A 13258-nucleotide genomic window follows, 5' to 3' on the forward strand; every position below is an offset into this window, starting at 1 on the left:
CGCCCGGCGGCCCCAGCACGTCGGCCTCCGGGCCCCCGGCTGCCTGCGGACGGCAGGCGCCGGGCCGGAGGGGCACGGACGGCGTCCGACGGCCGCGGCCCCCTGTGGGCCGGGGCCTTCCGTCGGTCCGGGCGGGTCCGGCCCGGCCACCCCGGCGGCGACGGATTACGGCACGGGCCGGGCCGGCCGGGACAGGAGGTCTCGCGCGGTCAGCCGTGCCAGCAGCGGGTCACCCGGCCATGGGTGACCTCGAAGTTCAGCCGGCCCGCGACGTATTCGAGGGTGATGATCGCGCCCGGTGGCAGCGCTCTCACCGTGGTCCAGCCCTGTTCACGGGCGCGCCGCTCGGCGTGTTCGGCGGACAGTCCGACATAGGCGTCGAGCGTGTCGCCGGACGGGTCATCGGGGGGCGGTATGAAGGCCATGTCCTCCACGGTAGGTGGCAGCGGACGGTGACGGAAGCGGAGAGGCCCGGTGTCCCGGCGCCCCCGCGCGCCCCGGTCGTCACGGCGACACGGCGCGCGTTCGGCCCCGCCTCATCACCCGAACGAGCAGTTCGACAGCCATCACACGGTAATTCGCCCAAGCCCGGTAATCAGAGGGAATTCCCACCCGACATTCATTCGACACGGCGGCGGCAACGAATTGATAGGCCATGAATAATTCATAGGCCACCGGCTGAGTACTCTCGCGCGCCCGCCGCGGGCCGTCACTCCACCGCCCGGCTCAGCCGGTCCCGCAGTTCCCTGATCCGCTCGACCAGCTCCGGTGGTTCGACCACCTCGAAGTCCACGCCCAGGAACAGCACATGGACCACCATCCCCTCCAGGGTGGTCGCGCCGGTCCGCAGCAGACAGCTCGCGCCGTCCACCGGCTCCACCACCCCGTCCATCGGCCCCACCAGCCGCGCCGCCTCCTCGGCGGGGATCCGCAGCCGGAGGGTCGCCCGCTCGGCGTAGGCACGGGTGGAGACGCCCTGGGAGACATAGGCCGCGAGGTCCTCGGCGGGCGGTGTACGGGGCGTGAAGCGCGGCCCGTGCGGCGGGGTGGGCGTGATCCGGTCCACCCGGAACGTACGCCAGCCGTCCCGGTCCTGGTCCCAGGCGACGAGGTACCAGCGGTACTCGGTGCAGACCAGCCGGTGCGGTTCGACCGTACGGCGGGTGACGTTGCCCCCGTGGTCGCGGTACTCGAAGCGCAGCAGCTCGGCGTCCCGGCAGGCGTTGGCCAGCTCCGTGAGGACGGAGGGGTCGACCTGGATCCGGCGCTCCCGCAGCATGGGGACGGTGAAGGAGGTCAGCGCGCCCACCCGCCGCCGCAGCCGCTCGGGCAGCACCTGTTCCAGCTTGGCGAGGGCGCGTACGGAGGTCTCGCCGATGCCCTCGACGCCCTGGCCCGCCGCCGTGCGCAGCCCGACGGCGACGGCGACCGCCTCCTCGTCGTCGAGGAGCAGGGGCGGCATCCGCGCGCCCTGGCCGAGTTGGTAGCCACCGCCGACGCCCGGGGTGGCGTGGACCGGGTAGCCGAGTTCACGCAGCCGGTCGACGTCCCGGCGCACGGTGCGCGGGGTGATGCCGAGCCGGTCGGCGAGTTCGGGTCCGGACCACTCACGGTGGGCCTGGAGCAGGGAGAGCAGGCGCAGGAGTCGTGCCGAGGTGTCCAGCATGGCGCCGAGTCTGCCAGCCCTCGCGGACGGTTCCGGTCCGCGATTCCGCCGTGACCGCCGTGATCAGGTACGGGGACGGCCGGGCCCTCCGGTACGGGCGCGCGCCTCCGTATGGCCGTGCCCTTCCAGCTGCCTGTGCCCTTCCGGCTGACCGTGTCTCTCCGAACGTCCGGGCCCTCCCCAACGGCCGGGCCGGCGGATCCCCGTCCTGCGTACGGTGTCCCCCGCCCAGTGCCGCAGATCGTAGGCGGCGCCGATCAGCGCGCCCCGGACGCGGTGCCCGGCGTCCCGCAGGGCGGAACGGGCGCTGCCGCGCCCGGGGACCGCGAGCAGTTCCCGGAAGAGGGCCTCCTGGCGTTCGGCGATCCGGGCCGGGTCGAAGCGCTCGGCGGCGGCGCGGGCCGCGGCGGCCATCCGGTGGCGCCGGGGGTCGTCGTCGATCAGCTCCAGGAGGGCGCGGGCGACGGCCGCGCTGTCCCCGACGGGGACCAGCCGCCCGTCCACCCCGTCCTCGACGATCTCCCGGGGGCCGTGCGGACAGTCGGTGGCGACCACGGGCAGTCCACAGCGCATCGCCTCGACGATGCCCATACCGAAGGACTCCCGGGCTGAGGTGGAGGCGGCGATGGAGCCCTTGACCCACTCCTCCTCCATCCGGCCCACGGTGCCCATCAGGGTGATGTGCTTGTCCATCTGGAGGTCGGCGATCCGCTCGGTCAGGGCGGCGTGCTCATTGCCGGTGGCGTCCCCGCCGCCGTAGATCCTCAGCTGCCATTCGGGCCGTACGGCGGCGACCTCCGCGAAGGCGTCGACCAGCACGTCGTACCGCTTGACCCGGGTGAGCCGCCCCGCCGCGACAACGGAGGGCGCGGTGCCGTCCGAGGGCGGCACGGACGGCGCCGGGACGCTGTTGGGGACGGCCTCGATCCGTACGGCGCCGAGCCCCAGCCGCCGGTAGGCGTGGGCGTCTGCCTCGGTGACCGTGGTGAGCGCGTCGAGCAGGGGATAGCGGTAGCCGATCTCCCGCCGCAGCCGGTAGCCGTGGCTGTCCAGGGTGAGGTGTTCCTGGCCGACCCGGACCACGCCGCGGCGGGTCTGGCACGCGATGTGGACATTGAGTCCTGGCCGGGTGCCCACCACGACATCGGCGTCGACGCCCCGCAGATACGCGGCGATCCGGTCGTCGGTGAGGGCGCTGTACTGGCGGTGCCGCCCGTCTCCGCGCGGGAAGACCCGGGCGGGCCGCCGGTGCCCGGGGCGGTCGCCGTCGTAGCCGGGTGAGGCCGGGCGCAGATCGACCAGATGCCGCAGGGCCACCCCGTCGGGCGGCTCCATCATCGGCGTCTCGCGATGGCGGAAGACCGAGACGATCTCGACCTCGTGCCGCTCGGCGAGCGCCTGGGTGAGGTTGAAGGTGGTACGGATCGTTCCCCCGATTCCGTACGCGTTGTGGAGCAGGAAGGAGATACGCATACCGCTGGCCGGTCCGTCCCCAAGGGTGATGAATGGTCAGGATCGGACTGTACGCGTCGGAAGCACCGTAAACGCCGCATGTTGATCGGGGTGTACGCCGTTCGGATACCCCTACTTCACGCCGAACAGATCAATCGACCGCCCGCTCCTCGAAGGGGGGAAGCCCCGCCCGGGGGGGGACGGGCGGGGCTTCCGTGGGGGGTGAGGTCGGGGGTGGTCCGGCCCCGGCACGACCGGCTTCCCCCGTACGGGGGACGGCGGTACGGCAGTACGGACGCGAGGCGGGAGGTGCGACGGAGCCGCGGGGGCCTCGGGGGCTGACCGGGCGGAGGGCGGGCCCACCGTCCGCGCGGCCGTCGGCCGTCGTATGACGCGGGCTCGGAGCGCGAGCCCGGAGCGTGGACTCAGAGCGCGAGCCGCTGGCCCACGATGATCACATTCGGGTCGCCGCCGATGACCTGCCGGTTGGCGGCGTGGACCGCGCGCCAGTCCAGTCCGCGCGCGGCGGCGATCCCACTGAGGGTGTCGCCGGGCCGGACGGTGTACGTACCGCCGGAGCCCACACGCGATCCATCCCGTCCGGCGGAGCGCTGGCGGTCGGCGGAGGTGTACGCGCCGCGGGAGTGGTCGGCACGGGACCGGTCGGCCGTGGCCTTCGCCTTGTAGCCGGAGGAGCCGGAGGAGCCGGAGGAGCCGGAGGAGCCGGAGCGGGAGGACGCCGTCTCCGGCCGGCCGACGGAGGGCGCGTCGCCGTAGGCGCCCGCGCGCCGGGAGCAGGTCGGCCAGGCGCCCCACCCCTGCGACCGCTGGACCTTCGCCGCGATGGCGATCTGCTGGGACTTGCTGGCACGGTCCGCGGTCGACGCGTACGCCGTGCCGCCGAAGGCCCGCCAGGTCCCGGCGGAGAACTGGAGTCCGCCGTAGTAGCCGTTACCGGTGTCGATATGCCAGTTTCCGCCGCTCTCGCACTGGGCGATGCGGTCCCACACTCCCCGATCGGCCGCGCGCGCCTCGCCCGCCGCGGCGTTCAGCAGGGCCAGCGGTGTCACCATCGCGGCACCCACCAGGACCGCGATCTCACGCCCACGCCTGGAACCGGAAATCGAGAACATCAGATCCCTCTCGAAACACCCGGGATCCCTCCCGGTGGCGCGGGCCCATGACGCGTCCGGCGTCAGGTCCCGCGCCACCCGGCCCGTCCGAGGGGGTCGTACGCGGTGTCCGGCGCTCCCGTGCTCAGCGCCGGACGGGGTACTGGTTCGTGCTCGGTCGTGCGGGACCCGGCCGCACACGGCGGACGGGACCGGGACGGGCTGACCCGGGCGGTGCTCTCTGCACACGGCGGAGGAATCTAGGGACAGTTCGGTTCCGGTATCAACGGATGGCCCGTTCACCCAGGCCAGTTCCTAGTTACTTGCGGTAACGGCACTATCAGGACACCCACTTGATCGGGTGATTTCCCGCTATGTCGACCCACTGATGGGTAAACCTGTGAGTCTCTTCACCTCATCAGAGCAACGTCACTCAGCGGACCCTGACACGGAGTAACCGATTCCGCTGCGCTCCTCACCGCGCGCGCTGGATGGTGCGATTCCGATCCCCGCCGGGCGTGACTCGGGCCACAGACGCCCGTTGAACCCTTTATCAGCCGGGGCCCATCCGGCCCGGCGCCCGGCGTGCCGCGTCACAGCGCCACCCGGTCCCCGCCAGACCGGTCCAGACACGCCCAGACGCGTCCAGACCTGTTCACCCCGATCACCTACCGATCACATCCCATCAAGTCCGAGGAGCCACCCGTGCCGCCCATGCTCGACGTCAGCGACGAGGTACGCGCCGAGATCGGTGACGAAGAAGCCGACCGGCTGCTCAGCGGCGAGTCCGCCCCCGGCAGCTACGACTGCGCCTCCTGCCGCACCCAGGGCGATCCCGTGCGGGAGCGGACCAGCACCCTGCTCTTCGTCGGCGAGGAGACCGCGGTACTCGCCTTCGCCCACGCGGGCTGTGTCCCCTCCCGGGTCGTCCAGATCTCCGAGGACGAACTGAAGGGCGCCGTGCGGTCCATCACCGGCGGGCAGCCCGCCCCCTCCGTCCCGGTCCACCCCGGCGCGGGCCCCCGGCCGTCCGACGGCCCCCGTACCTCCCCCGGCCAGGCGGTCCTCGGAGTCACCAGCGGACTCATCCTGATCGGCAACGACCTCCACCCCGCCCTGGTGGTCGAACCCACCGCGCCCATCGCCCGCCCCGGCACCACGGGCCCCGGCGATGTCTTCCTGCCCCTGCTGATCGAGCAGGGTTTCGTCCCCGTCCATGACGTCAATCGGCGACCCGTACCGCTGGGCGGCTGGTCGGTGCTGCTCGCCGCGGGCCAGCTGCACGCGGTGCTCCAGCCCTCCGCCACCGGGGGCAAGCCCGTCGCCTGGTGGCAGGCCCACCAGCCGCTCCAGGTCACCGAGGAGTGGCGGCTGGCCGCCGCCACCTCCCGCACCGTGATGGTGTACGCGGCACCGGTCGGCGCGATCGGCCAGCAGCCCCGGGAGGACCTGCTCAGGGACGCGCTGGAGAAGGCGGCGGCGGGCGGCCAGCTCGTCGCCGCGGCGATGCCGCTGGCGGGCACCAGCTGACCCTCCCGCACCACCGGCCCCTGGTGCCTGGGGAGTGACGGGCGGGAGCCTGGGTCGTTGCACGGTACGTGCACACCTACGACCCCTCCCGCCAGCCCTACCCGAGCCAGATCCCCGGGATGCGCCCCTCCCGGGAGCCGGTGGTGGACCCCTTCTCCCTCACCCCCATCTACGACACGCTCTACACGGAGTACCGCAGGGCGTTCCGGGCCCTCCCCGGCGACCGCACCGGCGAGGAGGACCTCGACTTCAAGCCGTTCGGCAACGGGCTCAGCGCCCGGGGCCTGGAAGCGGTCCCCCAGCCCCAGCCCGGCACCGGCTGGCAGCCCTATCCGGTCCCCCGACCTCAGATCGGCCACCATCCCGCCCTGCCACCGGCGCCCCGGCGCGGCGACTGAGCACCTCCGGGCACGGCGGAGGGCCCCGGTCCAGACCGCCGTGAACGGTCGGGACCGGGGCCCTCCCCCGGCTACGAGCGGGAAGCACCCGCCCGGTGGCTACTTCTTGCGGCCGCGCTTCTCGCGGACCCGGACCGAGATCTGGATCGGGGTGCCCTCGAAGCCGAACTCCTCCCGGAGCCTGCGCTCCACGAAGCGGCGGTAGCCGTGCTCCAGGAAGCCCGAGGCGAAGAGGACGAACCGGGGCGGCTTGGTGCCCGCCTGGGTGCCGAAGAGGATCCGGGGCTGCTTGCCACCACGGATCGGATGCGGGTGGGAGGCGACGATCTCACCGAGGAAGGCGTTGAGCCGACCGGTGGGGACCCGGGTCTCCCAGCCCGCGAGGGACGCCTCGATCGCGGGAACCAGCTTCTCCATATGACGGCCCGTGCGGGCGGAGACATTGACCCGGGGCGCCCAGGCGATCTGGGCGAGCTCGGTCTCGATCTCCCGCTCCAGGTAGTAGCGGCGCTCCTCGTCGAGGGTGTCCCACTTGTTGAAGGCCAGCACCAACGCCCGGCCCGCCTCCACGGCCATGGTGACGATCCGCTGGTCCTGGACGCTGATGCTCTCGGAGGCGTCGATCAGGATGACGGCGACCTCCGCCTTCTCCACGGCGGCGGCCGTGCGCAGCGAGGCGTAGTAGTCGGCGCCCTCCTGGAGGTGGACCCGGCGGCGGATACCCGCGGTGTCCACGAACTTCCAGGTGACCCCGCCCAGCTCGATCAGCTCGTCGACCGGGTCGCGGGTGGTGCCCGCCAGCTCGTTGACGACCACGCGCTCCTCGTTGGCGACCTTGTTGAGCAGCGAGGACTTGCCCACGTTGGGGCGGCCGATCAGGGCGATCCGGCGCGGTCCGCCGACCGCCGTGCCGAAGGTCTGCGCCGGGGCCTCCGGCAGCGCCTCCAGGACGGCGTCGAGCATGTCGCCGGTGCCCCGGCCGTGCAGCGAGGAGACGGGGTGCGGCTCGCCGAGGCCGAGCGACCAGAGCGCGGTGGCGTCCGCCTCACCACTGGGGCCGTCCACCTTGTTGGCGCAGAGCACCACGGGCTTCCCGGCCCGGCGCAGCAGCCTGACGACGGCCTCGTCGGTGTCGGTGGCGCCCACGGTCGCGTCGACCACGAAGACCACCGCGTCGGCGGCCTCGATGGCGTACTCCGCCTGGGCGGCGACGGAGGCGTCGATACCGAGGACGTCCTGCTCCCAGCCGCCGGTGTCGACGACCTTGAAGCGGCGGCCCGCCCACTCGGCCTCGTAGCTGACCCGGTCCCGGGTGACACCGGGCTTGTCCTCGACCACGGCCTCACGGCGGCCGATGATCCGGTTCACCAGGGTCGACTTGCCCACATTGGGGCGGCCGACGACGGCGAGGACCGGCAGCGGGCCGTGCCCGGCCGCGTCGATCGCGTCCTCGACCTCCTCCAGGTCGAAGCCCTCTTCCGCGGCGAGCTCCATGAACTCCGCGTACTCGGCGTCACCGAGTGCTCCGTGGTCGTGCTGGTCGTTCATGAAGTCCGTTCCTCGTTCGTCAACCGGATCACGATCCCGTGATCCCCTGCTGCAAGTCTTACCCGGCGCGCCCGGTCAGGCGCCTGGCGTTTTCCAGGTGGGCGGTGAGCCGCTCCTGGATGCGGACGGTGGCCTCGTCCAGTGCCGCGCGGGTGCGTCGGCCGCCGGGCTCGGCGGCCCGGAAGGCGTCCCCGAAGACGATGTCCACCCGTCCCCGCAGCGGTGGCAGCGCCGGGAGCAGCCGTCCCTTGCGCTCACCGCCGCCCAGGACCGCGACCGGCACGATCGGCGCCCCGCCACGGACGGCGAAGTAGGCGAGTCCGGCGCGGAGCGAGGCGAAGTCGCCCTCACCCCGGGTGCCCTCGGGGAAGATCCCCAGCACCCCGCCGTTCTCCAGCACGCCCAGCGCTCCGGTCACGGCGGCCCGGTCGGTGCTCTCCCGGTCCACCTTGAGCTGTCCGATCCCCAGGAGGAACGGGTCGAGCGGCCCGATGAACGCCTCCTTCTTGATCAGGAAGTGCACGGGCCGGGGCGCGGTGCCCATCAGCATGGGGCCGTCGATGACATGGGAGTGGTTCACCGCCAGGATCACCGGCCCGGCGGCGGGCACCCGCCAGGCGCCGAGCACCCGGGGCCGCCACAGCCCGTACATCAGGCCGATACCGATCCGCCGTCCGACGGCCGCGCCCCCCGGCGAGGGGGCGGCCTGGGTGGCCGCCGTGCTCACTTCGCGGCCCGCCGCTCCTCGACCAGGGCGACGACCCGCTCGATGACCTGTGCCAGCGTCAGCTCGGTGGTGTCCACCTCGATCGCGTCATCGGCCTTGGCGAGCGGGGAGGTCTTGCGGCCGGAGTCGGCGGCGTCCCGCTTGATCAGGGCGGCCTTGGTGGCGGCGAGGTCCGCGCCCGCGGTCTCACCGGCGCGGCGGGCGGCGCGCGCCTCGGCCGAGGCGGTGAGGAAGATCTTGACGTCCGCGTCCGGCAGCACGGTGGTGCCGATGTCCCGGCCCTCGACCACGATGCCGGTGGGGGCGCCGGTGGCGATGGACCGCTGGAGCGCGGTGATCCGGGTGCGGACCTCGGGGACCGCGCTGACCGCGCTGACCGCGGCGCTGACCTCCGGGGTCCGGATCGGGCCGGTGGCGTCGACGCCGTCGACGCTGATCGTCGGCGCGGCCGGGTCGGTCCCGGAGACGACCGAGGGCTTCTCGGCGACGGTGGCGATGGCGGCCGGGTCGGCGATGTCGACCCCGTTGTGGAGCATCCACCAGGTGATCGCCCGGTACTGGGCGCCGGTGTCCAGGTAGCGCAGCCCGAGTGCGGCGGCGACAGCCTTGGACGTGCTCGACTTGCCCGTACCTGCGGGCCCGTCGATGGCGACGATCACGGAATCCACGGTGTCGGACACCTTTCCTGGTGGAGGGGGAGGGCCGGGCGGAAGTGCGGCGGGCCCCGGACAAGGTTACCGAGTGCCGGACCCGTCATGGACACACGGAGGGGCCGGGGCGGGTGGTCCCGCCCCGGGAGGGGGTCCCGGCGGGCCGCGCGGTGCGCGGGGGCCGGTGCCGGGTCCCCTCGGCGGGCCGCCCGCGCCGGTACGGATGCGGTACGGAGCCGGTGAGCCGGTTCCGTACCGCCGGGGCACCGGCGCGCACGTCACGAACGGCCTCGCGTCACGGACCGGCCCCGGGGCGGTTCGTGACGCGGAGGCTACTGGCGGATCGACCAGCCGCGTTCGCGCAGGGCCGCGGTCAGGCCCAGGGCGGCCGCGGGCTCGACCATCAGCTGCACCAGACCGGCCTGCTGGCCGGTGGCGTGCTCGATGCGCACATCCTCGATATTGACGCCCGCGCGGTCGGTGTCCGCGAAGATCCGCGCGAGTTCGCCGGGCTTGTCGCTGATCAGGACCGCGACCACCTCGTAGACGGCCGGGGCGGCGCCGTGCTTGCCCGGGACCCGGGCGCGGCCCTCGGTGCCCCGGCGCAGCACGTCCTCGATGCCGTCGGCGCCCTCGCGCCGCTTGTCGTCGTCGCTGGACTGGAGGGAGCGCAGGGCCCGTACCGTCTCGTCCAGGTCGGCGGCGACCCCGGCGAGGACGTCGGCGACCGGTCCGGGGTTGGCGGAGAGGATCTCCAGCCACATCCGGGGGTCGGAGGCGGCGATCCGGGTGACATCGCGGATGCCCTGGCCGCAGAGGCGCACCGCGGTCTCGTCGGCCTCCCGCAGCTGGGCGGCGACCATGGACGACACCAGCTGCGGGGTGTGGGAGACGAGCGCGACGGCCCGGTCATGGGCGTCGGCGTCCATGACCACGGGGACCGCGCGGCAGAGCGCGACCAGCTCCAGGGCGAGGTTGAGGACCTCGGTGTCGGTGTCGCGGGTGGGGGTGAGGACCCAGGGCCGTCCCTCGAAGAGGTCGGCGGTGGCCGCGAGCGGCCCCGAGCGCTCCTTGCCGGACATCGGGTGGGAGCCGATGTAGGCGGAGAGGTCGAGGGAGAGCCCTTCCAGCTCGCGCCGGGGGCGGCCCTTGACGCTGGCGACGTCGAGGTAGCCCCGGGCGAGCCCGGCGTGCATGGCCTCGGCGAGGGTGGTGGCGGTGTGCGCCGGGGGGACCGCGATGACCACGAGGTCGACGGGTCCCTCCGGAGGTGCGTCGGTGCCCGCGCCGAGCGCGGCGGCGGTGCGCGCCCGCTCGGGGTCGTGGTCGCGGAGGTGGACGGTGACCCCCCGTCCGGCCAGCGCGAGCGCGGCGGAGGTCCCGATCAGTCCGGTTCCGATGACGAGGGCGGTTCTCACTGGGCGATGTCCTTGCGCAGAGCGGCGGCGGCGCCGAGGTAGACATGCCGGACGTCGGCGCGGTCACGTCCGGTCTCGATATGGGCGAGGACGCGTATGACGCGCGGCAGCGCGCCCGGGACGTCCATCTCCGTGGCACAGATCAGGGGGACGTCGGTGATGCCGAGGGCGCGGGCCGCGGCAGCGGGGAAGTCGCTGCACAGATCCGGGGTGGCGGTGAACCAGACGCTGATCAGGTCGTCGGGGCTCAGGTCGTTGCGCTTGAGTACCTCGGTGAGGAGTTCACCGACGCGCTCGCCCATGTGAACGGGCTCGTCCCGGTCGAGCTGGACGGCTCCCCGGACCGCTCGTACCGCCACGGCGTACTCCTTCTGTTGTGGGTTCCGCGTCGCGCGTCATGGGTCGTGCGTGGGCGCTTCCCTTGGGTCCTTGGGGAACTCGCGCCCTCGACCAGCGTAGTCAGCCCACGCGCCCTACGCGCCCCCGCCCCGGCCACACGGCGGACCGCGTGACCGGGGCGTGGGCGGAGCGTGGACGGGGAGGCGGCAACCGGCGGGCGTCCGTACCACGGGCGTCCGTGCCACGGGCCGAGGCGGCGCGGAACCCGGCGCGCCGGGGTGGCGGATGGGGGGTGACGGACCGTCGGCGGTCAGCGGTGGACCGCGTACGGTCGGCCGCGGGCCGGGCGCGGACCCCGGCGCCCCCGACACCCTCCGGAGCGGGCCCGGGTACGGGCCGGGGAGCGCCCGGCCGGGGCGGACCTCAGGAGTCGCCGCGCGGTGTGTGCGCGGACCTCAGGAGTCCCAGAGGGCACCCAGCGACATCAGATCACTGTGGTACTCGATCCGCTCGGACCACTCCTTGGGCCAGGCGGCGCCCCCGTGCGCCGCCCCCACCAGCGCCCCGGTGAGACAGGCGATCGAGTCCGAGTCCCCCTGGGTGCACGCGGCCCGGCGCAGCGCCGTGAGCGGCTCGTCCGGGAAGAGCAGATAGCAGTGGAGCGCGGTCGCCAGCGCCTCCTCGGCGACCCATCCGTCACCGGTCGCGACACAGGGATCGACCTCGGGGTCGGGCGCCCTCAGCACCGCTTCGAGCCGGGCCAGGGCGTCCAGGCAGTCGTCCCAGCCCCGGGCGATGTAGGCGTGCGGCGAGGCGTCCTGGGAGCGGCTCCAGAGCCGGCCGAGCCACCGCTCGTGGTAGCGGCCCCGGTTCTCGTACGCGTAGGCGCGCAACCGGGCGACGAGATCCCCGGGCGCCACCCCGCGCGTCAGCAGGTGGACGGCGTGCGAGGTGAGATCACTGGCGGTCAGCGCGGTGGGGTGGCCATGGGTGAGCGCCGCCTGGAGCTGCGCGGCTCCGGCACGCTGCTGGTCGCTGAGGCCGGACACCAGCCCCAGGGGCGCCACTCGCATATTGGCGCCGCAGCCCTTGGAGCCCATCTGGCTCGCCTCGGTCCAGGGCAGCCGCTCGTCGTCCAGGAGCTGACAGGCGAGCAGACAGGTGCGCCCGGGGGCGCGGTTGTTCTCCGGCGAGTGGTACCAGGCGGTGAACTCCCGGCGCAGCGGGGCGGTCAGCCGGGCGGGGTCGAGCGGACCGCTGTCCGTGGCGCTGCGGATGGCCCGGCCCACGGCGAGCGTCATCTGGGTGTCGTCGGTGACGAAGGCGGGCCTGGGCAGCGGCATGTCCCGCCAGGGGCCGAGCTTGGCGAGGATCTGGGGTACGTCGTCGAACTCGGTCGGGAAGCCGAGCGCGTCCCCCAGGGCGAGCCCTATGAGGGAGCCGGTGGCGGCCTGCTTGGTGAGGGTGCCCGGGGTCCTGATCGTGGTCATGACTGCCGTCCTTCCGGTCGCAGGAGGGGTGGGTACAGCGCGGTCGCGGCGCCCGCCCGGTAGAGGGCGGCGGGCTTGCCCCGTCCGCCGGTGCGGCGCGGCGGACCCTCGACGGCCTGCACGAAGCCGGGTGTGGCGAGGACCTTGCGCCGGAAGTTGGGGCGGTCCAGCTCGACCCCCCAGACCGTCTCGTAGACCGTGCGCAGCTCGCCGAGGGTGAACTCGGCGGGGCAGAACCCGGTGGCGAGACAGGTGTATTCGAGCCTCGCGCCGACGCGTTCATGGGCGTCGGCGAGGATCCGCTCATGATCGAAGGCGAGCGCGGTGGCGTCCGCCAGCGGGACCCACCGCGCGTGGGCGGCGTCCCCGCCGCCGCGCGGCTCGGGGAGATCGGGCATGAGCGCGGTGTAGGCGACGGAGACGACCCGCATCCTCGGGTCACGGCCGGGGTCGCTGTAGGTGCGCAGCTGTTCCAGGTGGAGTTCCTCCACCGTCCGCGGGGAGAGCCCGGTCTCCTCCGCCAGTTCCCGCCGCGCCGCGCCCTCGGCGGACTCCTCGGGCCGTACGAAGCCTCCGGGCAGCGCCCAGTCGCCCTGGAAGGGGGGTTCGCCGCGCTTCACCAGCAGTACGTGAAGGGCACTGCGGGCGGTGGCGGCACCGGGGGCGGCGGCGCGGACGGTGAAGACGGCGAGGTCGACGGTGACGGCGAAGGGCGGGAAGGCGCGCGGGTCGTAGTCGGGGACCACCTCCCCCTGGCGAGGGCCGGGGCCGGGCACCGGGTCCGTGGGCGGCGCTCCACCGGACCCGGTGGCGGGCCGCTCCCCCGGACCGGCGGCCGCGCCCGCCCCTTCCACCCGCGCGTCGGGTGGCAGCGGGCCCACGGAGCCGAGGGGCCCCCCGGACCGGGTCCGGGGAGCGTGGGGCGAGC

At 73.8% G+C, this 13258-nt stretch carries 13 protein-coding genes; 2 read left to right on the top strand and 11 right to left on the bottom strand.

All coding sequences use genetic code 11. From position 1 onward, the window contains the following. Positions 1-209: 209 nt before the first annotated feature. The 4 genes from ACFVIM_RS25795 to ACFVIM_RS25810 all read right to left on the bottom strand — a co-directional run bounded on the left by ACFVIM_RS25795 (position 210) and on the right by ACFVIM_RS25810 (position 4251). Positions 210-425 carry an I78 family peptidase inhibitor gene (locus ACFVIM_RS25795; protein WP_384305709.1) on the bottom strand — a complete coding sequence of 72 codons (216 nt, stop codon included), beginning with the start codon at positions 423-425 and terminating at the stop codon, positions 210-212. Between the two features lie 284 nt (positions 426-709). Beyond that, the gene (locus tag ACFVIM_RS25800) at positions 710-1666 is read right to left on the bottom strand and encodes a helix-turn-helix transcriptional regulator (protein ID WP_384305712.1); all 957 of its coding nucleotides are present in this window, start codon (positions 1664-1666) and stop codon (positions 710-712) included. A 63-nt stretch (positions 1667-1729) separates the two neighbouring features. Further along, positions 1730-3139, bottom strand: a complete 1410-nt coding sequence (locus tag ACFVIM_RS25805) for a glycosyltransferase (RefSeq protein WP_384305715.1) — start codon at positions 3137-3139, stop codon at positions 1730-1732. 404 nt (positions 3140-3543) lie between these two features. Continuing rightward, positions 3544-4251 (bottom strand): transglycosylase family protein, encoded by a 708-nt coding sequence (locus ACFVIM_RS25810; RefSeq protein WP_384305717.1) that lies wholly within the window; start codon positions 4249-4251, stop codon positions 3544-3546. A 693-nt stretch (positions 4252-4944) separates the two neighbouring features. Between ACFVIM_RS25810 and ACFVIM_RS25815 the strand changes: the two genes are divergently transcribed. Further along, entirely contained in the window at positions 4945-5760 is an 816-nt protein-coding gene (locus tag ACFVIM_RS25815; RefSeq protein ID WP_384305738.1) for a hypothetical protein, read from the top strand. A 68-nt stretch (positions 5761-5828) separates the two neighbouring features. Then, a complete protein-coding gene (locus tag ACFVIM_RS25820; protein WP_384305720.1) occupies positions 5829-6158 on the top strand; it encodes a hypothetical protein in 330 nt (109 codons plus the stop codon). A 99-nt stretch (positions 6159-6257) separates the two neighbouring features. Here ACFVIM_RS25820 and der read toward each other — a convergent pair whose 3' ends face one another. The 7 genes from der to ACFVIM_RS25855 all read right to left on the bottom strand — a co-directional run bounded on the left by der (position 6258) and on the right by ACFVIM_RS25855 (position 13106). Beyond that, positions 6258-7706 (bottom strand): ribosome biogenesis GTPase Der, encoded by a 1449-nt coding sequence (gene der, locus ACFVIM_RS25825; protein ID WP_384305723.1) that lies wholly within the window; start codon positions 7704-7706, stop codon positions 6258-6260. A gap of 58 nt (positions 7707-7764) precedes the next feature. After that, positions 7765-8358, bottom strand: coding sequence for a lysophospholipid acyltransferase family protein (locus ACFVIM_RS25830; protein WP_384305741.1), 594 nt, complete (start codon positions 8356-8358; stop codon positions 7765-7767). Between the two features lie 71 nt (positions 8359-8429). Next, positions 8430-9113 (bottom strand): (d)CMP kinase, encoded by a 684-nt coding sequence (gene cmk / locus ACFVIM_RS25835; protein ID WP_384305726.1) that lies wholly within the window; start codon positions 9111-9113, stop codon positions 8430-8432. Between the two features lie 302 nt (positions 9114-9415). Then, a complete protein-coding gene (locus ACFVIM_RS25840) occupies positions 9416-10501 on the bottom strand; it encodes a prephenate dehydrogenase (RefSeq protein WP_384305729.1) in 1086 nt (361 codons plus the stop codon). Beyond that, complete coding sequence (gene aroH / locus ACFVIM_RS25845) at positions 10498-10860, bottom strand: chorismate mutase (RefSeq protein ID WP_384305732.1); 363 nt, start codon at positions 10858-10860, stop codon at positions 10498-10500. The genes ACFVIM_RS25840 and aroH overlap by 4 nt, the downstream gene beginning before the upstream one ends. Before the next feature lie 435 nt (positions 10861-11295). Further along, complete coding sequence (locus ACFVIM_RS25850) at positions 11296-12330, bottom strand: ADP-ribosylglycohydrolase family protein (protein ID WP_384305735.1); 1035 nt, start codon at positions 12328-12330, stop codon at positions 11296-11298. Beyond that, positions 12327-13106: an NUDIX domain-containing protein gene (locus ACFVIM_RS25855; protein WP_384305744.1), complete on the bottom strand. Its 780-nt coding sequence runs from the start codon at positions 13104-13106 to the stop codon at positions 12327-12329. Before ACFVIM_RS25855 ends, ACFVIM_RS25850 begins: the two co-directional genes overlap by 4 nt. Positions 13107-13258: the final 152 nt, after the last annotated feature.

The organism is Streptomyces sp. NPDC057638 (assembly GCF_042800315.1).
Lineage (GTDB): Bacteria > Actinomycetota > Actinomycetes > Streptomycetales > Streptomycetaceae > Streptomyces.

Coding starts and splice junctions, on each gene's coding strand:
- ACFVIM_RS25795 (WP_384305709.1), bottom strand. CDS start 425: ATGGCCTTCATACCGCCCCCCGATGACCCGTCCGGCGACACGCTCGAC.
- ACFVIM_RS25810 (WP_384305717.1), bottom strand. CDS start 4,251: ATGTTCTCGATTTCCGGTTCCAGGCGTGGGCGTGAGATCGCGGTCCTG.
- der (WP_384305723.1), bottom strand. CDS start 7,706: ATGAACGACCAGCACGACCACGGAGCACTCGGTGACGCCGAGTACGCG.
- ACFVIM_RS25815 (WP_384305738.1), top strand. CDS start 4,945: ATGCTCGACGTCAGCGACGAGGTACGCGCCGAGATCGGTGACGAAGAA.
- ACFVIM_RS25805 (WP_384305715.1), bottom strand. CDS start 3,139: ATGCGTATCTCCTTCCTGCTCCACAACGCGTACGGAATCGGGGGAACG.
- ACFVIM_RS25830 (WP_384305741.1), bottom strand. CDS start 8,358: ATGTACGGGCTGTGGCGGCCCCGGGTGCTCGGCGCCTGGCGGGTGCCC.
- ACFVIM_RS25850 (WP_384305735.1), bottom strand. CDS start 12,330: ATGACCACGATCAGGACCCCGGGCACCCTCACCAAGCAGGCCGCCACC.
- ACFVIM_RS25800 (WP_384305712.1), bottom strand. CDS start 1,666: ATGCTGGACACCTCGGCACGACTCCTGCGCCTGCTCTCCCTGCTCCAG.